The organism is Arthrobacter sp. AOP36-C1-22, assembly GCF_052377515.1.
Taxonomy (GTDB): Bacteria; Actinomycetota; Actinomycetes; order Actinomycetales; family Micrococcaceae; genus Arthrobacter_H.
In genome coordinates this window covers 88,686-111,244 of record NZ_JBQSWW010000006.1, presented here as the reverse complement: position 1 = coordinate 111,244, position 22,559 = coordinate 88,686, and the positions used below count along the sequence as shown (strand labels likewise).

General features: G+C 66.0%; 18 protein-coding genes. 12 read left to right on the top strand and 6 right to left on the bottom strand.

Annotated features, from left to right (window positions below):
* Positions 1 to 122 precede the first annotated feature (122 nt).
* The 4 genes from ACT3S6_RS05425 (at position 123) to lhgO (ending at position 5,133) form a co-directional block, all read left to right on the top strand.
* Positions 123 to 1,049, top strand: coding sequence for an ABC transporter permease (locus ACT3S6_RS05425; protein ID WP_443383038.1), 927 nt, complete (start codon positions 123 to 125; stop codon positions 1,047 to 1,049).
* Positions 1,042 to 2,034, top strand: coding sequence for an ABC transporter permease (locus ACT3S6_RS05420; protein WP_443383041.1), 993 nt, complete (start codon positions 1,042 to 1,044; stop codon positions 2,032 to 2,034). The genes ACT3S6_RS05425 and ACT3S6_RS05420 overlap by 8 nt, the downstream gene beginning before the upstream one ends.
* An 11-nt stretch (positions 2,035 to 2,045) precedes the next feature.
* Positions 2,046 to 3,737: a dipeptide ABC transporter ATP-binding protein gene (locus tag ACT3S6_RS05415; RefSeq protein WP_444554110.1), complete on the top strand. Its 1,692-nt coding sequence runs from the start codon at positions 2,046 to 2,048 to the stop codon at positions 3,735 to 3,737.
* Positions 3,738 to 3,927: 190 nt separating this feature from the next.
* Positions 3,928 to 5,133 (top strand): L-2-hydroxyglutarate oxidase, encoded by a 1,206-nt coding sequence (lhgO, locus tag ACT3S6_RS05410; RefSeq protein WP_444554109.1) that lies wholly within the window; start codon positions 3,928 to 3,930, stop codon positions 5,131 to 5,133.
* 60 nt (positions 5,134 to 5,193) lie between these two features.
* On the opposite strand, the gene ACT3S6_RS05405 is transcribed toward lhgO, so the two are convergent.
* Positions 5,194 to 8,082: an exo-alpha-sialidase gene (locus ACT3S6_RS05405; protein ID WP_444554108.1), complete on the bottom strand. Its 2,889-nt coding sequence runs from the start codon at positions 8,080 to 8,082 to the stop codon at positions 5,194 to 5,196.
* Between the two features lie 585 nt (positions 8,083 to 8,667).
* Between ACT3S6_RS05405 and ACT3S6_RS05400 the strand changes: the two genes are divergently transcribed.
* The 6 genes from ACT3S6_RS05400 to ACT3S6_RS05375 all read left to right on the top strand — a co-directional run bounded on the left by ACT3S6_RS05400 (position 8,668) and on the right by ACT3S6_RS05375 (position 16,395).
* Positions 8,668 to 9,978: an ABC transporter substrate-binding protein gene (locus ACT3S6_RS05400; RefSeq protein WP_443383052.1), complete on the top strand. Its 1,311-nt coding sequence runs from the start codon at positions 8,668 to 8,670 to the stop codon at positions 9,976 to 9,978.
* Entirely contained in the window at positions 9,979 to 10,950 is a 972-nt protein-coding gene (locus ACT3S6_RS05395; RefSeq protein WP_443383055.1) for a carbohydrate ABC transporter permease, read from the top strand.
* A gap of 7 nt (positions 10,951 to 10,957) precedes the next feature.
* On the top strand, positions 10,958 to 11,890 hold the full coding sequence (locus ACT3S6_RS05390; protein ID WP_443383057.1) for a carbohydrate ABC transporter permease: 933 nt from the start codon (positions 10,958 to 10,960) through the stop codon (positions 11,888 to 11,890).
* Between the two features lie 61 nt (positions 11,891 to 11,951).
* A complete protein-coding gene (locus ACT3S6_RS05385; protein WP_444554107.1) occupies positions 11,952 to 13,808 on the top strand; it encodes a glycoside hydrolase family 35 protein in 1,857 nt (618 codons plus the stop codon).
* Positions 13,795 to 15,330 carry an arylsulfatase gene (locus tag ACT3S6_RS05380; RefSeq protein ID WP_444554106.1) on the top strand — a complete coding sequence of 512 codons (1,536 nt, stop codon included), beginning with the start codon at positions 13,795 to 13,797 and terminating at the stop codon, positions 15,328 to 15,330. Before ACT3S6_RS05385 ends, ACT3S6_RS05380 begins: the two co-directional genes overlap by 14 nt.
* Positions 15,331 to 15,351: 21 nt before the next feature.
* A complete protein-coding gene (locus tag ACT3S6_RS05375) occupies positions 15,352 to 16,395 on the top strand; it encodes a LacI family DNA-binding transcriptional regulator (RefSeq protein ID WP_444554105.1) in 1,044 nt (347 codons plus the stop codon).
* Here the strand turns inward: ACT3S6_RS05375 and ACT3S6_RS05370 are convergent.
* Positions 16,392 to 16,976: a TetR/AcrR family transcriptional regulator gene (locus ACT3S6_RS05370; RefSeq protein WP_444554104.1), complete on the bottom strand. Its 585-nt coding sequence runs from the start codon at positions 16,974 to 16,976 to the stop codon at positions 16,392 to 16,394. The genes ACT3S6_RS05375 and ACT3S6_RS05370 overlap by 4 nt on opposite strands.
* An 82-nt stretch (positions 16,977 to 17,058) precedes the next feature.
* On the opposite strand from ACT3S6_RS05370, the gene ACT3S6_RS05365 reads away from it, so the two are divergent.
* Complete coding sequence (locus ACT3S6_RS05365; protein ID WP_444554103.1) at positions 17,059 to 17,901, top strand: SDR family oxidoreductase; 843 nt, start codon at positions 17,059 to 17,061, stop codon at positions 17,899 to 17,901.
* Between the two features lie 25 nt (positions 17,902 to 17,926).
* On the opposite strand, the gene ACT3S6_RS05360 is transcribed toward ACT3S6_RS05365, so the two are convergent.
* The gene (locus tag ACT3S6_RS05360; RefSeq protein WP_443383074.1) at positions 17,927 to 18,394 is read right to left on the bottom strand and encodes a pyridoxamine 5'-phosphate oxidase family protein; all 468 of its coding nucleotides are present in this window, start codon (positions 18,392 to 18,394) and stop codon (positions 17,927 to 17,929) included.
* A 57-nt stretch (positions 18,395 to 18,451) separates the two neighbouring features.
* On the bottom strand, positions 18,452 to 18,919 hold the full coding sequence (locus ACT3S6_RS05355) for a DoxX family protein (RefSeq protein ID WP_443383076.1): 468 nt from the start codon (positions 18,917 to 18,919) through the stop codon (positions 18,452 to 18,454).
* 59 nt (positions 18,920 to 18,978) lie between these two features.
* Here ACT3S6_RS05355 and ACT3S6_RS05350 point away from each other — a divergent pair, with 59 nt between their 5' ends.
* Positions 18,979 to 19,932, top strand: a complete 954-nt coding sequence (locus ACT3S6_RS05350) for an acyl-CoA thioesterase (RefSeq protein ID WP_444554102.1) — start codon at positions 18,979 to 18,981, stop codon at positions 19,930 to 19,932.
* A gap of 28 nt (positions 19,933 to 19,960) precedes the next feature.
* On the opposite strand, the gene ACT3S6_RS05345 is transcribed toward ACT3S6_RS05350, so the two are convergent.
* The gene (locus tag ACT3S6_RS05345; protein WP_443383082.1) at positions 19,961 to 20,731 is read right to left on the bottom strand and encodes a YggS family pyridoxal phosphate-dependent enzyme; all 771 of its coding nucleotides are present in this window, start codon (positions 20,729 to 20,731) and stop codon (positions 19,961 to 19,963) included.
* 33 nt (positions 20,732 to 20,764) lie between these two features.
* Positions 20,765 to 22,372, bottom strand: a complete 1,608-nt coding sequence (locus ACT3S6_RS05340; protein ID WP_444554101.1) for an amidohydrolase — start codon at positions 22,370 to 22,372, stop codon at positions 20,765 to 20,767.
* Positions 22,373 to 22,559 lie beyond the last annotated feature (187 nt).

Below are 22,559 nucleotides of genomic sequence, written 5' to 3'. Positions count from 1 at the left end.
GCGGGGCCCGCTTTCGTATCACGGGGGCGGGCCCCGCATTCCTGCCTCACCCAAAAGGTAAAAAGCATGTCAAACTCCCTACGCCCCGATCGGGCGTCTTCAGCACGAAAGGCCCACCGCTGATGGGCAGATTCCTCCTCCGCCGACTGTTGCAGCTGATCCCGGTCTTCCTGGGCGCGACGCTGCTGATCTACTTCCTTGTCTTCAGCCTCCCCGGGGACGCCACCGCCGCCATCTGCGGCGAAAAGGGCTGCACCCCTGCGGTCGAAGCTTCACTGCGCGAGCAGTACAACCTGGACCAGCCCTTCTGGATCCAGTACCTCCTGTATCTCAAGGGCATCTTCACCTTTGATCTGGGCACCAACTTCGCCGGCCAGCCGATCACCGACATCCTGGCCCGCGTCTTCCCCACCACCGCTCGTCTGGCCCTCATGGCATTGGCGTTCGAAGCCGTCTTCGGCATCGCCATCGGCCTGTTCGCGGGGCTGAAGAAGGGCAAGTTCTTCGACTCGACCGTACTGGTCTTCTCGCTGCTGGTCATCGCCGTGCCGATCTTCGTGCTGGGCTTCCTGATGCAGTTCGTGGTGGGCGTCAAACTCGAATGGGCCAATCCGACGGTCAGCGGTGACGCGAGTTTCACCGAACTGATCCTCCCGGCCCTCGTGTTGGGGCTGGTGTCCTTCGCCTACGTGTTGCGGCTGACCCGCACCGCGGTCATCGAGAACGCCAGCGCCGACTATGTGCGCACGGCCACCGCCAAGGGGCTGAGCCGTCGCCGCGTGGTGACGGTCCACGTGCTGCGCAACTCCATGATTCCGGTGGTGACGTTCCTGGGTGCCGACCTGGGCGCCCTGATGGGTGGAGCCATCGTCACCGAGGGAATCTTCAACGTCAACGGCGTGGGCAACACCTTGTACCGCGCCGTGCTGAACGGGGAGGCCCCCGTTGTCGTTTCGATCGTCACCGTACTGATTGTGGTCTTCGTCCTGGCCAACCTGCTGGTGGACCTGCTGTACGCGTGGCTGGACCCGAGGATCCGATATGCCTGAGAACACCCAAAACCGTCCCACCGTCCGCGGTGCCAAGATTTCCAAGTACCCGATCGAACACTTCGTGGCCGACCCCGACGAAACCCCGTTGCAGGCCACCGACAGTTCCGTCTCCGACGCGGCACCGGTCTCCCTGTGGCTCGAGGCGTGGCGGAACCTGCGCACCCAGCCACTGTTCATCATCAGTGCGATCCTGATCGTCTCGGTGGTCTTCGTGGCCCTGTTCCCGGGGTTGTTCACCAACGAACAACCCAATGCGAACTGCCAACTGGCCAACTCCGACGGCGGTGCCGTCCCCGGGCACCCGCTGGGCTTCACCCAGCAGGGCTGCGACATCCTGGCCCGGGTGATGTACGGGACCCAGTCCTCGCTGACCATCGGGTTGTTCGCCACGATCGCCATCGTGATCTTCGGCGGCACCATCGGGGCGATCTCCGGCTTCTTCGGTGGCTGGGTCGACGCCGTGCTGGCCCGCCTGGGCGACATCTTCTTCGCCCTGCCGCTGATCCTGGGCGCCATCGTCGTGGTGCAGATCCCGTTCTTCCAGGAGAACCGCAACGTCTGGACCATCGTGCTGATCCTCTCGGCCTTCGGCTGGCCGCAGATCGCCCGCATCACCCGGGCCGCAGTGATCGAGGTGCGCGACGCGGACTTCGTCATCGCGGCCCGCTCATTGGGTGTGAGCCGGGCCGGTGCGCTGATCCGCCACGTCATCCCGAACTCGTTGGCCCCGGTCATCGTGATCGCGACCATCACCCTGGGCATCTTCATCGTGGCCGAGTCCACGCTGTCCTACCTGGGTATCGGGTTGCCGCCGGACGTCATGTCCTGGGGCAATGACATCTTCTCGGCCAAGAGCTCGCTGCGCTCGAATCCGATGGCCTTGTTCTGGCCGGCCCTGGCGCTGTCGTTGACGGTGTTGAGCTTCATCATGCTCGGCGACGCGCTGCAGGACGCCCTGGACCCGAAGGCGCGCAAACGATGAACGGTGAAACCATGAACAACGAAACCTTTGACGAAGCCTCGAGGCCGCGTCCGCTGCTGGAACTGCGCGATCTGGCCATCAGCTTCAAAACGGGAAACGGCGAGGTCGAGGCGGTCCGTCAAGCCAACCTGACCATCCTGCCCGGGGAAACCGTGGCGATCGTCGGGGAATCCGGCTCGGGCAAGTCGACCACCGCCCTGGCGGCGATCGGTTTGCTGCCCGCCAATGGCCGTATCGCCGGCGGGACCCTGCTCTTCGACGGTGAGGACATCACCAACGCCTCGGAGAAGCGTCGGGTCGAGCTGCGCGGTTCCTCCATCGGCATGGTCCCCCAGGACCCGATGTCGAACCTGAACCCGGTCTGGCAGATCGGCTTCCAGGTCAAGGAGACGCTGGCGGCCAATGGACTACCGCATCAGAAGAAGGATGTGGCCAAGGTCCTCTCCGAAGCCGGTCTGCCGCGGGCGGAGGAGCGGGCCAACCAGTACCCGCACGAGTTCTCCGGTGGCATGCGCCAACGCGCGCTGATCGCGATCGGGCTGTCCTGCCGACCGCGGTTGCTCATCGCCGATGAACCGACCTCGGCCCTGGACGTCACGGTGCAACGCCAGATCCTGGACCACCTGGACACCATGACCGACGACCTGGGCACCGCGGTGCTGCTCATCACCCACGACCTCGGGCTGGCGGCCGAACGCGCCCATAAGGTCGTGGTCATGTACAAGGGACAGGTCGTCGAGGCCGGGCCCGCCGTGGAACTGATGACCAACCCGCGCCACCCCTACACCCAGCGCCTGGTGGCCTCGGCCCCCTCGCTGGCCTCGCGCCGGATCGAATCGGCCAAGGAACGCGGGAAGGAATCCGCGGAGGAACTGACCGCCGACCGGCCGGTGGCCACGGACAACGTCATCGAGGTCCGGGACCTGGTCAAGAACTACAAGATCCGCGGCGGCGTCGGCAAGGCCACGGAATTCCGGGCCGTGGACGAGGTGTCCCTGAGCATCAAACGGGGCACGACGACCGCCGTCGTCGGCGAATCCGGTTCGGGTAAATCTACGGTGGCCCGGCTGGTGCTGGGGCTGGAGGACGCGTCGGAGGGCAGCATCCTGTTCGACGGCGTGGACATCACCACGCTCTCGCGCAAGGAGATGTTCAAATTCAGGCGCCGGGTCCAACCGATCTTCCAGGACCCCTTCGGCTCGCTGGATCCGATGTACAACATCTTCCGCACCATCGAGGAACCGTTGCGGGTCCATAAGATCGGTGACGGCAAGGTCCGCGAACAGAAGGTGCGGGCGCTGCTGGAGCAGGTGGCCCTGCCGGCGTCGATGATGCAGCGCTTCCCGAACGAGCTCTCCGGCGGCCAGCGTCAGCGCGTGGCCATCGCCCGGGCGCTGGCTTTGGACCCGGAAGTGGTGATCTGCGACGAGGCCGTCTCGGCGCTGGACGTGCTCGTGCAGGCGCAGGTGCTGAACCTGTTGGCGGATCTGCAGTCCGAACTGGGGTTGAGCTATTTGTTCATCACCCACGACCTGGCCGTCGTCCGCCAGATCGCCGACCATGTCTGCGTGATGGAGAAGGGGAAACTGGTGGAGACCGGGAGCACCGACGAGGTCTTCGAGAACCCGCAGACCCAGTACACACGGTCGCTGCTCGACGCCATCCCCGGTGCCGGTCTGATGTTGCCTCCCGAGGTGGCCTGACCCGCCAGCAGAACGACAGTTCCCGGCCCGCCATCCCTAACGGGGGTGGCGGGCCGACCTGTCGGTGGGCCCACCCGGGGACTGAATCCGGACCGCAGGAGGCCCCCGATTCCGGCAACGGTGCAAGAATCGACCTACGGCAGGTGGGCCAGGACGGGCCAGCACGGTGCCGGCGACGAAAGGGACCAGCATGGCTGAACGGGTCGGGATCATCGGCGGGGGCATCGTGGGGGTGGCCATCGCCCGGGCGCTGACCGCCACCGAGGACGTCGAGGTGACGGTGCTCGAGAAGGAAGCACGTCTGGCGGCCCACCAGACGGGCCATAATTCCGGCGTCGTGCATGCCGGGCTCTACTACCCACCCGGTTCACTCAAGGCCACCCTTTGCGGCCGGGGCCGGGAGATGACCCGCGACTTCTGCCGCGAGCGTTCCCTGCCCTACCGCGAGCTCGGCAAACTGGTTGTCGCCCTCACGAAGGACGAGCTGCCCCGGCTGGAGGAGATCGAACGCCGCTCCCGCGAGAACCGGGTCCCCGGCGTGCGGCGGCTCGATGCCGGGGCGATGCGTGAGATCGAACCCCATGTCGCCGGGGTCGCCGCGGTGCATTCACCGCATACGGCGGTGGTGGACTATTCGGCGATCACCGAGGCGTTGGCCGATGACGTCCGTCGCGGAGGTGGGGCCGTCCTGCTGGGTCAGGAAGTCACCGCGGTGTCCACCGCCGGCGGATCAGTGAGCGTTTCAACCACGGCAGGGACCCATGTCTTCGACCGACTCATCGTCTGTGCGGGTCTGCAGTCCGACGTGATCGCCCGGATGGTCGGGGCCTCCCCGTCGCCGAGGATCCTGCCCTTCCGCGGGGAATACCGGGCCCTGGCCCCGGGCCGCCAAGACCTGGTCAAGGGCATGATCTATCCGGTTCCTGACCCGCGTTTCCCCTTCCTGGGCGTCCACTTCACCCGCGGGGTGTACGACGACGTCCAGGTCGGCCCGAATGCCGTGCCCGCCCTGGCGCGGGAAGGATACCGGTGGCGGCAGGTCTCGATGCGGGACACCCTCGAATCGCTGCGCTGGCCCGGGGCTCCGGCCCTGGCCAAGCAACACTGGCTGATGGGGGTCCGGGAGATCTCCGCCTCCCTGGTCAAACCGCTCTATTTCCAGCAGGCCCGCCGCTTCGTCCCCGAATTGCTGCCGGCGGATCTGGCCTCGAAATCGGCGGCCGGGGTGCGGGCCCAGGCCTGGGACAAGGACGGGTCGTTGGTCGATGACTTCGCCGTCGACCAGGTCGGAGCCGTCACGCTGTTGCGCAACGCCCCCTCCCCGGCGGCGACCTCGGCGATGGCGATCGCCGAATACGTGCTCGAACATCATCTGGGGATCACCCCCGGAGGCTGAACGACGCCGGGTGGGGCACGGGAGGAGTGCCCCACCCGAGGACCACGCAGTGGGCTTGAGCTACTTGACCTTGACCATCAGCGGTTTACTGGCCGTGGTTCCGGCGGCATTGGAGAATTCGACGACATACTCATAGGTCCCCGACTTCCGCCCGGAGATCTTTTCTTCGACCTGCTGGGCTGCGGGGCTGCTGGCGTCCAATTTCCCGGTGGCGATCTGCCGACCGTCTTCCAGAAGTCGGTAGGTCTCGCCATTGGTGCCCCACCAGAGGTTGGCGGTCAAGGTGTAGTCCCCGCCGGTTCCCTGGTGGTCGCGGCTGAGAACCGGCAGCGCCGGGGCCGCGTCGGTGACCCTGACCTTCAGCGGCGCGGTCTTCGTCGAGCCAGCGGCATTCACCAGCTCTCCGGTGTAGGTGTAGGTGCCGTTCTTTTTCCCCTCAACAGAGAAGGAGGCCTTCTGTGCTTCCGGCGTTTTGGCCTTGAGCTTCGAGACGGAAACCAGTTCGCCATCTTCGTAGAGACGGAACAAGCTGGCATTGGACCCGTGCCAGAGGTTCATGCTGACCGTAAAATCGCCATCCTGGAGGCCGGTGTCCCACCCGTTGTCGTGGGACAGGGATGCTGCTGTCGGCGCCGTGGATTCGTTGTCGCTGGGTGCTCCAGGGTCGATATCTTCAGACACGTCCAAGGAAATGGCAGCAAGCTTGGCCGTCAGGGAGGTCGACTTCGACCCATTGGCTGCAGTGAATTTCACAGTCTGGGCCGCGATGGCACCCGACTCGACGTCTTCGGAGGACACCGTGTGCTGCAGTTCATGGGTCGTCGTTCCGCCGGTGGAAAGTTCCTTCGCCGCGGTATGGTCGCCCGTGGTCACGTCCGTCAACCGCACGTTGCCCGTATTCTCCAGAGTCAGCGTCGTGGTGACGGTATCTCCGGTGCTGGCGTACCCGTCACCGTCCACGTCGATGAAAGCCCCGTCGTCGTGGGTTTCAGAAAGCTCCGGTGCCCGGCGGAGAACGTCGACTTCCTCACCGGTGACTTCGAGGGTTTGGTCGATATTCGTGTATTCCGGGACTTGTCCGACGGTCCAGGTGGTTCGGGGGACGAAGAAACCGTCCGCGACGTCGTCGTCGGTCACCGTGTGACGTGGAGACGTGCAGTTGTAGGAAGTGCCCACGGCGAGGGAACCATAACGGCAGTTGCCTGCCGGGCTGGGGTCCCCGACGGGCTGGGCCGCGAACGGGGCGAAGTTTCCGTCCGTGGGCACCACCCATTGCGTGACATTTCCGGTATGGGACACCACGAAGCTGTAGGGGACCTGGTCCCGGGCCGCATACGGATCGGCGTCGACATCCCGGTTCGAGTCGGTCTGTTCGCCCTCGACGGAGATACCCACGATGGTCTTGCCCTCGACTTCTGCCGTGACCGGACCTTGGGATTCCCTCCCGTCGGCGGCGGTGAAGACGCTCTGGAGCTGGACGGGGCCGTTGGCCGTGGCGGGGGAGGTCACGGGAACCTCGACCATGGTGCTCTTGCCGGAAGCGACGGCGGGGACCTCGACGGTCTTGGCCGTCCAGCCGGCGGGGCCGGAGATGGTCAGTTGGCCTGCTGGCAGTCGGGTTGCTTCCTGGTTCGTCACAGTCACCGGAACGTTGGCGGTTTCATCCGGGTCGATCTCCAGGGGTTCGGCCTCAAGCGGTGCGCACACGACATTCAGCCAGTCCTGGTCGTAGGCGGAGAAACGCAGGTCATTGGTGTAACCGGCTTCGTAGAAGGTACCGAAGATCCCGCTGTCCAGGGCTGTGGTGGACGAGTAAGCGGAGGTGCCGGACCGAATGGTCCGCAGACCAGGCCAGGTGGCCCCGTCGTCACAGGAAACCCTGGCCGAAACGTTTTCGCGTTCAGTCTGTGAGTTGGCCCCCGTGTAGAGCAGTTTCCGGGCGTCGTCGCTACCCTCGGCGGCATTCGGGAACATGCTGGTCAGCTCCGCGTTGTTAGTGGGATCCGGTAGCTGTCGGTCGGCGGTGACTTGTCCGTAGGTTTCGCCGCCGTCCTCGGAGATGGTGACCTTCCGGAATCCGCCTCCGTTCGAATCGCGGGAGTTGAGCATGACACGGCCGTCGGAGAGCTCGACGACCTTGTTCTCGTCCATCCCGGTGCCGACGAGTTCACCGCGGTGCCAAGTCGCTCCGTGGTCGTCGGAGTAGACCGAATAGGCCTGCATGGCGCGGGTGCCGTCTGATTGCTGGACGTCGCCGGCGAACTGCTGGATGAGCCGTCCACGGTGTTCACCATGGCGTAGCTGGATTCCTTCTCCGGAACTGGCGAACATGCTGCGGACATCGCCGGGGGATGGGGTCTTCGAAGCTCCGGGCTTCGCCACGTCGGTGATCAGCCGCGGTTCGGACCACGTCCTGCCCTCGTCCGTGGACTCTGCAACGGCAGCACTGATGACCTGGCGGTCGTCATCATCGTTGCCGAATGCACTGCCGTGGAAACCTTGATCCTTGGAATACACGAAGAAGGCGAAGACCTTGCCGGCTTCGTGGTCGGTGACGAAGCTGGGGTCGCTGTATCCGTATTTCTTCCCGGTCGCATCACCGGGATGGCCTGCGGCAATCGTCGACATGGAATCCCACGTCTTGCCGTTGTCGGTACTGCGCCGCATGACGATTGAATTCGGGTTGGGTGCATCGGCTGCGCTGTCCGGTCGGGCATCCCACGCAGCCAGCAATACTCCGTCACGAACATGCGTCAGAGCGGTGATCCGGTAGAAGAAATCCTCTGCTGTCCGGTCGGCTGCGAGGTTCTGCTCATTGAATACCCCGGGGGCAGCTGACGGATCGCCCCCCGGGGTGGTGGTGTCGCCCGTGGCAGGGACGGCGATGGCGACCGGAAGCACCAGCCCCAATGCTGCACCGGTGATGAGGAGGTGGCGAACTCGTCCCATCCATGGTGCCGACCGTCGACGACGGGTAGGGGGAACCGCTGGGGCGTGGTGCATGCAGAGACCTTTCGAACGAAGCAAATGGAATAGATGGGAGGTGGGATGTCCGATGTACTGTATGAACTGGATCACAGATTTCTGGATTGGGCCAGAAGGGGAAGGCTGTGTGACTTTTGGGCAAGCGAGGTTTGACTCTCCGGGAGTGGTCGGCGCGCCCCCTTGTCGACACGATCCCGGTACGGCGTCGAATCCTGTCTGGCTTTCCGTGCGGTGAACTCGTGGCGAAGTATTTATTGCTGATACAGATAACATTTCGTATTCTGATCTCAAATTCGGGTCATCAGGGACCTGTGCGTGGATTGGCCATGATGGCCCCAGGGGCCTTCCCGCGCCCTATGTGTTCGTGGAAGCGCATGAAATCAAAGAAGTTTTCGTCCCTTTTGTGGTTTGCCCTCATTTCGAGGCGCACAGTTTTGGTCTTTTCGGGAATGTGCTTGCGCTCACACTCTTCATGGGTAAACATAGGTAAGTGATCCATAACATCCGTGGATCACCACATTGGAGAAGTCGGGAGAGACGATGCGTTCCATGCACACTTCGAGGGCCGGCGCCCTCACCGCCATTGCCGTGACGGGCGCCTTGGCGCTGACCGGATGCGGAGGAGATGCCGAGTCGTCGGGTGCCGCCAACGCCGCCGACGGCGATTTTTCCGGAAAGACGATGACCTATTGGTCGTACTGGCAGGAGAAGGAACCCCAGGCCAAGGCGATTTCGGCAGCGATCGAGGACTTCGAGGAGGAAACCGGAGCGACGGTGGAGGTGGAATGGCAGGGACGCCAGGTCACCCAGAAGCTGGCGCCGGCGATGCGCTCGAACGCCCCCGATGTCGTCGAATCGGCGCTGGACAACTTGGCGCCATTGGTCGGTGACGGCCAGGGCGAGGACCTCAGCTCGGTCATGACCGAAAAGAGCATCAACGAGGACTCCTCGCTGGCCGACGCCGGCGTGGACCGGTTCGAGGACCTGGTCACCAACGACGACGGCGAAGTCTGGATGATTCCTTACTCCGTGCTCGGAATCGGCATCTGGTACGACGCCAAGGAACACTCCGAGCTGGAAGGCAACGCCCCGAAGACCCTGGACGATCTCGGTGCCCTCATCACGAAGGAAGGCAAGGGGTCGGTGGCACTGGATAGCGACGTGCCGTACTACACCACCCTCTGGGCCAGCAGCATCCTGATGCGTGAACTCGGTCCCGAGAAGTTCCGGGCCACGGTCGAGGACAAGTCCGGTGAGGCCTGGATGGACGACGACGTGATGGCTGCCGTGGAGAAGATCCGTGACGTCGTCCCCCCGGAGTCATTCGCCGACGGCAGTTTCGGTTCGAAGTTCCCGGCCATCCAGGAACGGTGGGCCACCGGGAAGGCGACGTTCCTGCTCAACGGGTCCTGGATCCCGCAGGAAACCGCCAAGAGTGCGGGCAAGGATTTCGACTTCGCGTCACTGGAGATCCCCGCGGGGACCTCGGGCGAAGCAAACGCGCAGATCGGCCTGACCGGGTATTCGGTCCCGGGTAGGGCAAAGCATAAGGAGCTGGCCAAGGCCTTCATCCGTTTCGTCCTGGAGAAGCAATACCAGGAGGATTACGTGACCAGCTCCAGCGCGATGTCGGTCCGCGACGATGTGGAGGTCCCGGAGGACCTGAAGAACATCGGTGACTCCATCGCCGCCGAGGACCCCGTGCTGGCATTGGACGGGGTGAACGTCGACTACGCGGGCATCGTCCCGGAGGTCTTCGCCGCCCCGGTCCGCGACTACCTTTCGGGGGGAACCGACGCCAAGGGCTTCGCCCAGAAGATCTCCAAGGCCCAGGCGAACTACTGGAAGGGCCAGAACTAGATGGCCCTCGCCACCCGGGCGGCCGAACATCCCGTTCGGCCCGCCCGGCACGGAGCGGCCCGCCGTCGGGCGGGCCGCTCCGAGTCACCCATGGAGAAGCGGCGTCGCCGGATCTTCTGGCCGTTCCTGATCCCGGCCCTGCTCGCCTACGGGATCCTGTTCCTCGGGCCGGCGCTGGCCTCCTTCGTCATTTCGTTCATGCGCTGGGACGGCATGGGCGAGCCGGACATGGTCGGCTTCGAGAACTACAGCCGGTTGTTGGGCGATAGCGTCTTCCACCAGGCGTTTGCCAATACCCTGATCATCCTCCTGGTCGGCGGCATCGCCGTCTTCGCCGTGGCCTTCGGCCTGACCATGGTGCTGCGGGAGATGCGCGGACGGAAGTTCATCCGCAACGTCGTCTTCTTCCCGGTGATCATTTCCCCGGTGGTGCTCTCCATCCTCTGGGGCTTCATCTTCCAGTCCAACGGACTACTCGAATCCGCATTCCGCGGTGTGGGGATCCCCGAGGGACCGAACTGGCTGGGTGACCATCTGTTCCTGATCATCGTGGTGGGGCTGATCTGGATCAACCTCGGCCTCTACGTCACCATCCTCATGGCAGCAGTGGACCAGATCCCCATCTATCTTTATGAGGAATGCGCCCTCGCCGGTGCCACGGCCTGGCAACGGTTCCGCTATGTCACCCTGCCGCTGACCTGGGATGTCGTCACCGCCGCAGCGGTGTTGTGGACAATCGGTTCACTGAAGATCTTCGAGTTCATCTATGCCTTCGGAGGCACCTCGGCGGATATGCCACCGACCAACGTGTGGAACAGCGCCCTGTTCATCTACGGGAAGACCTTCGGGGGCCGGACACCGGCCTTTGAATTCGGCTACGCCTCCGCAGCCGCAGTGGTCACGGTGCTGGCCGTGATGGTCTTCGTCTTCGCGCTCCAGCGGGCCACCCGCCGCGAACCGATCGAGTACTGAGGAATCCATGGCTACCCTGCTTTCCGACCGGGCCACCCCGGCCCATCAGGAACATCCCGAGAACACCCCGCCGCCACCGCCGCGCAAGACAGGCTCCACCGCCAGGATCGGCGCGACCGGAAAGGTCCGCAGCGTCGGCATCGTGCTGGTCTGGATCCTGGCCGCCTTCAACGTCGGCACCCTGCTGTGGGTGTTGCTGACCTCGCTGCGGACCCACCGGGCGATCTTCGAAACACCGTGGGGGCTACCGATCCCGCCGGCCTTCGAGAACTTCGCCACCGCATTATTCGAGGGCGAATTCGGCATTGCCGCGTTCAACACCGCCCTGATGACCGTCGGCGGGTCGATCACCCTGATGCTGCTGGCCGCTCCGGCCGCCTACGTCCTGGCCCGCAGCACCCGCAAGGTCTCCGGGACGATCTTCGCCCTCTTCGCCATCGGCATCGGCGTGCCGGTGCAGGTGATCATCATCCCGCTGTACGTCATGCTGGAACAACTGCATCTGATCAACTCGTTGTGGGGGCTCTTCCTGGCCTTGCTGGGGGCCAACATCCCCTTCACGGTGATCCTGCTGACCGGGTTCATGCGCAGCCTGCCCAACGATCTCGAAGAGGCGGCGGCCCTGGATGGCAGCTCCTCGCTGCGGACGTTCTGGCAGATCATGATGCCCCTGGCCCGGTCCGGCATCATCACCTTGCTGACGCTGAACGCCATCAACATCTGGAACGAGACGTTCCTGGCCCTGGTGCTGATCCAGGACACGGATAAGCAGGTCCTTCCGGTGGCGTTGCTGAACTTCATCGCCCGGCAACAGACCAACGGAGCCGACTACGGCGGACTCTTTGCCGGGGTGCTGGTGCTGGTGCTGCCGATGATCCTGCTCTACATCTGGCTGGGCCGCCGGATCATCGAGGGCATGACGCTCGGCGCCAGTAAATAACGAGGCCACCCACCCTTCCGGACGGCCACCGGAATGCAACCCCCATGGAAAGTGAGTAGGAATGCTGCAGGAAGCGCGCCCCCACGCCGCGCCGCTGGACACGGAGGCCTCGTCGCCGACCCCGGCGGCGCTGTCGATCCACGACGGGGGGTTCCTCCGTTTCGGCGAACCCCACCGGATCCTCTCCGGGTCCCTCCACTACTTCCGGGTCCACCCCGACCAGTGGAGGGACCGGCTGGCCCGCTTGGCGGCGATGGGGCTGAACACCGTAGACACCTACATCCCCTGGAACTTCCACGAGGCGGTCAAGGGCCGGGTCGATTTCACCGGCTGGCGGGATGTGGGACGGTTCATCGATCTGGCCGGGGAGCTGGGCCTGGACGTCATCGTCCGGCCGGGCCCCTACATCTGCGCCGAATGGGACAACGGCGGCTTCCCCGTCTGGGTGACCCACGGCAGGAGGGGACGCCTGCGCTGCCTCAGCGATGACTTCACCCGCGATGTCGCCGGCTGGCTGGACCTGGTCATGCCCCAACTGGTGTCCCGGCAGTCGGGGACCGGGGGGCCGATCGTCGCCGTGCAGGTCGAAAACGAATACGGCAGCTACGGCGACGACGCCGAATACATGGCCTGGCTGCGCGAGGCACTGCTGGCCCGCGGGGTCACCGAACTGCTCTACACCGCCGACGGGCCCACCGAGTTGATGCTCGACGGCGGCACCCTCGAGGGGACGTTCGCGACGGCGACCTTCGGTAGCAGGGTGGCCGAAAGCGCCGCGTTGATGCGCGGACGCCGCCCCGGGGATCCCTTCATGTGCGCCGAATTCTGGAACGGCTGGTTCGACCACTGGGGCGAAAAGCACCATGTGCGCGAACCCGGCGACGCGGCCGGGATCATCCGCGAGATCGTGGAAGCCGACGGATCGGTGAGCCTGTACATGGCCCATGGCGGAACCAACTTCGGTCTCACCTCGGGGGCGAACTTCGACGAGGGCCAGTACCAACCGACCATCACCAGCTACGACTCGGACGCCCCCGTGGCCGAAAACGGGGAGCTGACCGCGAAGTTCCATGCCATGCGCGAGGTCCTGCTCGGCCCCGGAGCCGAACCGGTCCCCGCCGGACTGTTGGCCGCTCCGGCCACCCTGCCGGCGACGAGCCTGCCCCTGGAGGGCAGGGCAGGTCTGCTTCCGGTGCTGCGCGGGGCGGGAACCCCGGTCGCCTCGGCCCACCCGTTGACCTTCGAAGAGCTCGACGCCGATGCCGGACTGGTGCTCTACAGTGCCCGGCCGATCCTGCCGAAGGGCCCGACGACCATCAGCATCCTGGGGCTGCGCGACCGGGCCCAGGTCCATGTCAACGGGACCCTGGTCGGGGTGCTTCAACGCAACGACCCGCAGGCGGTCATCGAACTCACCGGTGCGGGGGAGCGGGTGGAGCTGGAGATCGTCGTGGAGAACCAGGGGCGCATCAACTACGGCCCCCGGCTGGGGGAGTCCAAGGGCATCACCGGCGGGGTCCTCATCGGGCGACGACTGGTCAGCGGCTGGAACCACCGCCACGTGGCCCTGACTGAACCGGGGCCTGCCGAACTGTTGGCGACGGCCCGGACCACCCCCGGGGAAACTGTGCAGAACCGAAAAACCGGCCTGGCGGAGGCGACCCTGATGGTCGACGACACAGCGGATGCCTTCGTGTCCCTACCCGGTTCGGTGAAGGGATTCCTCTGGGTCAACGGTTTCCTGCTCGGGCGCTACTGGAACCGTGGACCGCAGACCACGCTGTACCTGCCGGCGCCCTTGTTGGTTCCAGGGGCCAACACCCTGACCGTCCTCGAGCTGGAAGGCCTGGGCGACCAGGTCCGGATCGTGCAGGAACCAGAACTCGGTCCCCCGGAGGTCTTCATTGAAACCTTCTAATGCGGGCACCGCGGAACGGCCGAACGTCATCCTCATCTGCGCCGACCAGTGGCGGGGGGACTGCCTGTCGATCGCGGGCCACCCGCAGGTCCAGACCCCGCACCTGGATGAACTGGCCCGACGCGGCACCCGCTTCACGAAGGCCTACTCGGCGACGCCCACGTGCGTTCCAGCGCGCGCCGCCTTGTTCACCGGCCAGTCACAGGAACGCCACGGCCGGGTCGGCTACGAGGAAGGTGTTCCGTTTGCCGCGGCCCACCCGGTCACCCTCGCGGGGGAATTCTCCCGCGCCGGCTACCACACCCAGGCCATCGGAAAGATGCATGTCTACCCCGAACGCGCCCGGGTGGGCTTCGACGACGTCGTACTGCACGACGGGTACCTCCACCATGCCCGCGGGGAGCATCGGCAGGACTTCCGCTTCTTCGACGACTACGTCCCGTGGCTGCGCCGCCAGCCCGGCATCGCCGTCGACGAGGAATACTTCGATTCCGGGGTGAACTGCAATTCGGTGGCCGCCCGCCCTTGGGACAAACCCGAACGGGTGCATCCGACCAACTGGCTGGCCACCGAGGCGATCGACTGGATGTACCGCCGGGACCCCACCCGCCCGTTCTTCCTCTACCTCTCCTTCCATCGGCCCCATCCGCCCTACGATCCACCGGCCTGGGCGATGGACCAGTACTCCTGCGTGCCCGAGGACGAACTGCCTGTGGGGGACTGGATCTCCGATTGGCAGGAGCACCGCCGGGATGGGGACTACCAGGCGGCCGTCGCGAAGCTTCCTCCCGCCGTCGTCCGCCGGGCCCGCATGGGGTATTACGGGTTGATGACCCAGCTCGATCTACAGCTCAACCGCATCGTCGAATCCCTGGCCGACTTCGGACTGGACGAGAACACGGTCATTGCCTTCACCTCCGACCACGGCGAGATGATGGGGGACCACCAGATGTTCCGCAAGGCCGTGCCCTACGAGGGCTCCGCCCGGGTGCCGCTGATCATCCACGACCCCCGCAGCCCGGCCGCCTCGAACGGTTCCACCGTGGACGACGTCGTGGAACTGCGTGACCTCATGCCCACCCTGCTGGACCTGGCCGGGGTCGAGATCCCCGCCACGGTGGATGGTCTCTCGCTGGCCGGGCACCTGGCCGGAGGCCCGGTCCCGGCCAGGACGCACCTGCACGGCGAGCACACCTATTTCGGCCAGTCGATCCAATGGATCACCGACGGGCGGTTCAAATACATCTGGGCCTCGGGCAGCGGCGCCGAACAGCTCTTCGACCTCGACGCCGACCCGGGTGAATTCCACAACCTCATCGGCGAACCGGCGGTCCTGGACGACGAACGGCGGTGCCGGGGGCGGCTGATCTCGGCGTTGGAGGACCGGGAAGAGGGATTCGTCAAGGCCGGGGAGCTGGTGGTGGGCGCCGAACCGGTGACCGTCCTGCGTCAGACCCGCCAGCGGGTGGCCGCGGCGGCCGCGAACGTTGCGCTCCCCGCCGATGAAGCTGCCCGGGCCTAGGCTGGAACCCAAGGAGACCGGATGATGACGAGGGGACGTGGAGGCATGACCATGCCGGTGGGGCGTGCCCCGTCCATGCGCGATGTGGCCCAGGCGGCCGGGGTCTCGGCGCAGACCGTGTCGCGGGTGCTCAGCGGGCACCCGCATGTGCAGCCGGCGACCCGGAACCGGGTCATGACGGTGGTCGAGGAGATGGGGTATCGGCGCAACTACACCGCCAGGGCCCTGGTCACCGGTCAAAGCAAGACGTTGGGGGTGCTCACCCTGGCCACGGACTTCTATTCCCGGGCTTCGCTGTCCCTGGGCATCGAGAAGGAGGCCCGCGCCCACGGCTACCTCGTCAACAACACCACCACCGACTCGTTGGCTTCCTCCGCCATCGGCCAGGCCGTCACCCGGCTCGTGGACCAGGGGGTCGATGGGCTGATCATCGCGGTGCCGTTGATCGACGTCGACGAACCCCTGGAACGGATCACCCGCCGGGTTCCCACGGTCACCGTGGACGGTTCGCGGACCTCTGCCGCCGATGTCGTAGCCGTGGACCAGGCCGAAGCGGCCCGGCTGGCCACCCGCCACCTGCTCGAACTGGGGCACCGGACGGTCTGGCATATCGCCGGACCCGATCAATGGTCGGATTCGGCGACAAGGGTCGCCGGCTGGAGGGAGACGTTGCAGGAAGCCGGCTGCGAGGTGCCGCCCGAACTCCACGGTGACTGGACGCCGGAGTCGGGGTACCGCAATGGCCAGTTCCTGGGGCGGATGCCCGAGGTGACCGCAGTGCTGGTCGCCAGCGACGAAATGGCCTTCGGGACACTGCGTGCCTTGCATGAGCTCGGCCGGCGGGTGCCCGAGGATGTGTCGGTGGTGGGAATCGACGACATCGCCCTGGCCGCCTACAGCCAGCCGCCGTTGACCACGATCAGGCAGTCGTTCGAGCAGACCGGGAGGCAGGCGGTGGCCCATCTGATCCGGCAGATGACCCACCCGGAACCGGACCATTCCTCCGAACGGGTGGCCCCGGAACTGATCATCCGCTCCAGTACGGCCCCGCCGCCGGGCAGCTAGTGCCCCCGGTGTTCGGGGACCAGGGTGGAGACGACCTGCAACAGCAGCTCGGGGCTGAATTCCTCCGGCTGGCGGGCCACGTTCACGGCCGCTCCGTAGATGAGTGAGGCCAGGGTGGAACGCAACGCGGGGCCTGACATGCCGGTGCCTTCGACCAGCCGCTCGGTGACCGGCTCCAGGGTGGCCGCGTAGCGGTCCAGTGCGGCGTTGATGGGCGCGCGGTATTCGTCGTGGTGACGCAGGAAATAGAACTGGAAGATCAGGTCGACTTCACCGCGCCGGGCGGGCAGGGCATGGATCTGCTGGGCCACCATCGAAATCAGGGCGGCCCGGGGGGAGAGATCCTCGCCGAAACCGGGCGGGGGACCACCCAGGATGGTCTCCAGCAGGTGGGTCAACAGCGCGTGCAGGAGACCTTCCTTGGACTCGTAATAGAAGTAGACCAGGCCGATCGACAGCCCCGCTTCGGCAGCCACGCTGCGGGAGGTCACCGACTCGATCCCGCCGTCCAGTGCCACCTTTGCGGCGGCGTCCATGATGTCCTTGCGTCGTTCGCCCTCGGGCTTCTTGATTCCCCCCATGGAGCAAGCCTAGCCTTGTCATCCATCGAACGATGGTTCAATGTGGGGTGATGATCGTTGACGCCCACGGAACCGGAGCACCATGCGCCACCCCTTGAAGAATGAGACCGTCCTGATCACCGGTGGAGGCAGCGGCATCGGCCGGCTGTTGGCACTGGGGGCCGCCCGACGCGGAGCCCGCATCGTCATCTGGGACCTGTCGGAAGCCTCCGGACGGACAGTCCGTGACGAGGTGCGGGCGCTGGGGGCCGACGCCGAGGCCTTCGCGGTGGACGTGACCGACCGGGCCGCCGTCCGGGCCACGGCGGAGCAGACCGGCGAGGTCGACGTCGTGGTCAATAATGCCGGCGTCGTCAGCGGCAAACGGCTGCTCGACGCCTCCGAGGAGGCCTTGGAGGCCACGATCCAGGTCAACGTGATGGCCTTGTACTGGGTCACCCGGGCCTTCCTGGGCGGAATGATCGAACGCCGGCACGGCAGTATCGTCACGGTCTCCAGCGCCGCGGGAATGGTGGGGGTGGCGAAGCAGACCGACTATTCGGCCAGCAAGTTCGCGGCCTTCGGATTCGCCGAATCGTTGCGTGTCGAACTGGCCAAGGACGGCACCGGGGTCAACTCCCTGGTGGTCTGCCCCTACTACATTTCCACCGGCATGTTCGAGGGCGTGAAGACCAGGTTCCCGCTGATCCTGCCGATCCTGAAACCCGACTACGTGGTGACCCGGATGCTCGACGCCATCGAGGCGGGCAAGCAGAAGCTCGTCATGCCCCGCGCCGTCCATGCCCTGTCTCCGCTGCGTATCCTGCCGGTGCCGCTCTTCGACAAGGTGGCCAACCTGCTGGGGGTGAACAACACCATGGACGCCTTCGTCGGACGCTCGGGCGGGAAACGGGAGGCAGCTTCGACGGACTCAGCGCAGAGCTGAGATCCCGGCGCGGCTGCAGGGCGGCCTATTCGTCGGCGGTGCGGGGAGCCCGGGAATTGATGGTCCACCATTCGGTGGGTTCGGAAATGGTGAACCGGCGGCCGGTGGTCGAGGTGGGGGTGATGCGGACGAACGCGTCCTTATGCCCCGATTCCCATGGGAAGAGCATCAGCGAGAAACTCTCCACGAGCTCCTCCGTGGACTTGAGCAGTTCGGCGGCACCCTTGAGATTGACGCTCCAGGCGACACCCGTGGACTGGTCAACGCCGTCCACTTCGAAGGCCACCGGGTGATCCCCCAACGCTGCGGAAAGTTTTGTTCCCGCACCGGTGCGAAAAACGACGGTTCCGTGGTCGACGGCGTAGTTGACTGGAAAAATATCCGGGTGGTCCTCCACCCAGACCGCCAAACGGCCCACCGACACGCTGCGAAGCAACGTCCAGCACTCGTTGACCTCGAGGCGTTGTGTGGAGGAACCCTGATCCTTCGTCATGGTCCCGAGCATAGGCTCGGCGGCCGGACTTTGGTAGGGCGGGAGCCGACCCCGGGATCAGGGACCCCGGAGGGCCGTGCGCAGTGCCCTCCAAGCCCCCGTGGACCAGAGGGCCCAGAGCATCAGGACGGGCTGGAAGAACAGGCGGACCAGCCGCGAACCATCACTATCGAGTCCGAACGCGGAGGTACCAGTGACGTATTGGGCGATGTTGCCGGGGAACACCGCAAGGAAGAAGGCCGCAACGGCCCAACCCACCAGAACGCGGCGTCGACGCCAGAACACCAGGGCCGCACCCAAACCGATTTCCACTACTCCGGAGGCCAGGATCACGACATCGGCATCGAGGGGGACCCACTGCGGCACCTGAGCCGTGAATTCCGTGCGGGCGAAACTCAGATGGCTGGTCCCGGCGAAGACCAGGAACGCACCGAGGATGACGGCGCCGACGAATCGGGGCCGTGAGACCTTCCCCGTGGGGCGGGCCACCATGCTTCGGGCCCTCTGCACGAACGGACGCTTCATGACGGAAGGCTAGCAGTGCCGATGTCCGGACCGGGGCCGGGCATGGATACGATCGACTGATGAACGACGTGATGAAGCTGCGTTTCCTAGCGGCCCCCACCGATGTGTCCGAGGACGGCGTGACGGTCCAGGCCGGCCGGATCCTGGAATGGATCGACCAGGCGGGGTACGCCTGTGCGGTCGGATACGCCGGGGGCTATTGCGTCACCGCCTACGTCGGGAACGTGCACTTCACCCGTCCCATCCGCAACGGCGATCTGATCGAGGTCACCGCCCGGATCGTGCATACCGGACGCACCAGCATGCAGGTGGTGGTCACCGTCGACGCCGCGGATGTCAGTGAACGCGAATTCCGGCCCGCGATGGACTGCATTCTGGCTTTCGTCGCCATGGATGAGGACAGCCGACCCAAACCCGTCCAACCGTGGGAGGCCTCCGATCCCGAGGCGGAGCAGCTGGCCCGCTGGGTCGAGGACCGGGTGGAGGCCCGGGCAGCCATCCGCGACCTGATGCGGGCCCAAAAATACACGGAGGCCGGAACGGCCCCGCAGGAGATGTTCAGGTTCCTCGCCTCACCCACCGATGTGAACTGGGGTGGCAACGCCCACGGCGGGATCGTCATGCGCTGGATCGACGAGGTCGCCCGGGCCTGTGCCACGCGCTGGAGCGGACGCGATTCGGTGGCCGTCTACTCGGGTGGCATCCATTTTTTGAACCCCATCCACATCGGAGACGTCGTCGAACTCGAGGCCCGGCTGATCCACACCGGCCCGCACAGCATGCATATCGCGGTACACGTCAGGGCCCGGGACCCGCGCTCGGAGGCCTGGCGGGAAACCACCCGTTGCATGAGCATCTTCGTGTCCCGCGACGAAAGCGGCCATGCCTCCCCGATCCCGCAGTGGGTTCCGGTCACCGAGGAGGACCGGCGGCTTGATGACCATGCGCTGGAACTGATCCTCCGGCGGGCCGAGGTTCCCCCGCTGCAATTCGCCAGCGAACGAAAATACTAGCCCGCGCGGAACCGGTGGCATCCCGGGGTCAGGAGTCGGTGCCGGCCGCCGGCCAGTAATAACTGTCGGGGAGCGTCCGTGGCCCGAAGATCGCCTGGCCCACCCGCACGACCGTTGCGCCTTCGTCGATGGCCCACTCGAAATCCCCGGACATGCCCATGGACAGTTCTTCAAAGGCCGCCGGATCCGGGGCGTCCTGGCGGATCCGATCGCGCAGGGTGCGCAAGGTGGAGAAACAGCGGCGTACCCGCTCCTGGTCGGTGCTGAATGCGGCGAGCGTCATGAGTCCGCGGACCCGCAGGGTACTGAATGCCGGCAATTCGGCGATGAAGCCGGCTGTCTCCTCGGGCTCCATCCCGTATTTGCTGGCTTCGCCGGAGGTGTTCACCTGGACGAAGACGTCCAGACCGCGGCCCTCGCGTTGCAGCCGGCGATCCAGCGCCTCGGCCAGACGCAGGCTGTCCAGGGCCTGGAACTCGCTGGCGAACCGGGCGACGAATTTGGCCTTATTGGTCTGCAGGTGCCCGATCACCGACCATTTGACCTCCTCCAGATCGGACATCGCCTCCCATTTGCGGTGGGCCTCCTGCACCTTGTTCTCACCCAACCACCGGCAGCCGGCGTCGACGGCCAACCGGATATGGGCTTCGTCGATGGTCTTGCTGACCGGCAGGAGGCGAACCTCCCCGGGGGAGCGGCCGGCCCGCCGGGCGGCGGTGGAGATCCGGTCCTGGACGGCGTGGAGATTCCTGGCAAGATCCTCCCGGGTGTCGGCGGGAGGGTAGATGGGGGTGCTCATGGTTGAACCATACGCCCTGGTCCGGGGCTCCACTCAGGCGTCGTCGCGGTAGCGCAGCACCCCGCCGACAGCCGTCGCCCGGACCGGCACATCGCGCAGTTCCGCGGGATCGATCGTGTAGGGGTCGGCTCCGAGGGCGGTGAAATCGGCCAGCATGCCCGGACGCAACCGTCCCTTCAGGTCCTCCTCGCCGGAAGCATGGGCGGCTCCGATGGTGAAACCGGCAATGGCCTCGGCGATGGTGATCCGCTCGCCGGGCTGCCAACCACCGGTGGGTTCGCCATCGGGGCGCTGGCGGGTGACGGCCGCGTGGATGCCGTGCAGGGGGTTGGGGAGTTCGACCGGGGCATCGGAGCCGAAGGCCGGGAACGCGCCGGCATCGATGAGCGAGCGCCAGGCATAGGAGGCCAGATCGCGGCCGGCCAGCAGGGTGGAGGCCAGGGTGATGTCGGTGGGGCAATGCGTGGGTTGCATGGACGGGACGACGCCCAGGCGGACCACCCGGGCGATATCCTCCCGGCGCAGATGTTGGGTGTGTTCGATCCGGTGGCGCAAGGCCCGCGGGGCCGCGGAACCATGCAGCGGATGGAGGGCCAGATCCTGGTAGGCGTCGAGGACGAGCTGGTTGGCCCGGTCCCCGATGGCGTGGGTCGCCACCGCGATGCCGGCACCGGCGGCCCGCCGGACCAGGGCGAGCAGCTCGGGGTAGGGGGTGACCTCGAGCCCGGTGTTCCCGTCGTCACCGGGGAAGGGCGAACCCATGTGGCTGGAGTGGGATCCCAGGGCACCGTCGGAAAAGAGTTTGACCGGCCCGGTCCGCAACCAGGCATCGCCGTAGCCGGTGGCCAGGCCCTCGTCGATGGCCCGGTCCAGAGAGGTCGCCGGAATCGATTTATGCACCCGCAGCCGCAAATCGCCACGCGCGCGCAGTCCCTCGTAGGCGGTGCGGCATTCCTCGCCGTCGAAGTCGTGGACGGCGGTCAGCCCGGCCGCCAGCAACCGCTCCTGGGCGGAGGCGAGCTGGGACTGTAGATCCCCGGCCGCGTCACCGTGCATGATCTCGCTCAGGGGCGCATGCGCTGCCTCCCGGAGGATCCCCGTGGGTTCTCCGTCCGGGGTGCGGATGATCCGACCACCGACCGGATCGGGGGTGGACGCGTCGATGCCGACCAGGGCCAGTGCCGCCGAATTCGCCCAGACCGTATGCCCATCGATGCTGGGCAGGGCTGCCGGATGTGAACCGGTCGCCGAGTCCAGTGCCGCCCGATCGGGCTGGACGGGCACATCCCAGGTATTGAAGTCCCACCGGCCCCCGAAGATCCAGGCCCCCGCCGGCAGCCTCGAGGCGTGGACCCTGATCCTGCCCAGGGCCTCGTCCAGTGAGGAGGTGCCCCGCAGGTCGAGCGCGGCGCTCTCACGGGCGTAGTTGGCCGTGTGGATATGGGCATCGGTGAGCCCGGGGATCACCGTTGCCCCGCCGAGATCAATCGTTTCCAGGGCTCCGGTGGCCTGGCCCCGGAGATCCTCCGGGGTGCCCACCGCGATGATGTGCTCGCCGCGTGCCAGCAACGCCGTCGCCCGGGGATATCCATCCCACTGCGTGTGGAAGGTGGCGTTCACGTACAGGCGTTGCTCAAGCATTCACGGGTCCTTTGCAGAAGATCACAGGTCAACGCAGGTGATCACGTCGGCTGATGCCCGGATGGACCCCTGCGTCCTGCGGCCACTCTAGGGCAGGGCCGGGTGTTTGCCGGGGCCGGGCCCACCGCGACGACGGGTAGCCCTGTGCCGCGCTCGCCGACGGTCGTAGACTCCAGCATGGAGGAGG

What these genes read in the sequence shown, in the direction of transcription:
- ACT3S6_RS05425 (WP_443383038.1), top strand. Translation starts at nt 123, where the DNA reads ATGGGCAGATTCCTCCTCCGCCGACTGTTGCAGCTGATCCCGGTCTTC.
- ACT3S6_RS05420 (WP_443383041.1), top strand. Translation starts at nt 1,042, where the DNA reads ATGCCTGAGAACACCCAAAACCGTCCCACCGTCCGCGGTGCCAAGATT.
- ACT3S6_RS05415 (WP_444554110.1), top strand. Translation starts at nt 2,046, where the DNA reads ATGAACAACGAAACCTTTGACGAAGCCTCGAGGCCGCGTCCGCTGCTG.
- lhgO (WP_444554109.1), top strand. Translation starts at nt 3,928, where the DNA reads ATGGCTGAACGGGTCGGGATCATCGGCGGGGGCATCGTGGGGGTGGCC.
- ACT3S6_RS05405 (WP_444554108.1), bottom strand. Translation starts at nt 8,082, where the DNA reads ATGGGACGAGTTCGCCACCTCCTCATCACCGGTGCAGCATTGGGGCTG.
- ACT3S6_RS05400 (WP_443383052.1), top strand. Translation starts at nt 8,668, where the DNA reads ATGCACACTTCGAGGGCCGGCGCCCTCACCGCCATTGCCGTGACGGGC.
- ACT3S6_RS05395 (WP_443383055.1), top strand. Translation starts at nt 9,979, where the DNA reads ATGGCCCTCGCCACCCGGGCGGCCGAACATCCCGTTCGGCCCGCCCGG.
- ACT3S6_RS05390 (WP_443383057.1), top strand. Translation starts at nt 10,958, where the DNA reads ATGGCTACCCTGCTTTCCGACCGGGCCACCCCGGCCCATCAGGAACAT.
- ACT3S6_RS05385 (WP_444554107.1), top strand. Translation starts at nt 11,952, where the DNA reads ATGCTGCAGGAAGCGCGCCCCCACGCCGCGCCGCTGGACACGGAGGCC.
- ACT3S6_RS05375 (WP_444554105.1), top strand. Translation starts at nt 15,352, where the DNA reads ATGATGACGAGGGGACGTGGAGGCATGACCATGCCGGTGGGGCGTGCC.
- ACT3S6_RS05370 (WP_444554104.1), bottom strand. Translation starts at nt 16,976, where the DNA reads ATGGGGGGAATCAAGAAGCCCGAGGGCGAACGACGCAAGGACATCATG.
- ACT3S6_RS05365 (WP_444554103.1), top strand. Translation starts at nt 17,059, where the DNA reads ATGCGCCACCCCTTGAAGAATGAGACCGTCCTGATCACCGGTGGAGGC.
- ACT3S6_RS05360 (WP_443383074.1), bottom strand. Translation starts at nt 18,394, where the DNA reads ATGACGAAGGATCAGGGTTCCTCCACACAACGCCTCGAGGTCAACGAG.
- ACT3S6_RS05355 (WP_443383076.1), bottom strand. Translation starts at nt 18,919, where the DNA reads ATGAAGCGTCCGTTCGTGCAGAGGGCCCGAAGCATGGTGGCCCGCCCC.
- ACT3S6_RS05350 (WP_444554102.1), top strand. Translation starts at nt 18,979, where the DNA reads ATGAACGACGTGATGAAGCTGCGTTTCCTAGCGGCCCCCACCGATGTG.
- ACT3S6_RS05345 (WP_443383082.1), bottom strand. Translation starts at nt 20,731, where the DNA reads ATGAGCACCCCCATCTACCCTCCCGCCGACACCCGGGAGGATCTTGCC.
- ACT3S6_RS05340 (WP_444554101.1), bottom strand. Translation starts at nt 22,372, where the DNA reads ATGCTTGAGCAACGCCTGTACGTGAACGCCACCTTCCACACGCAGTGG.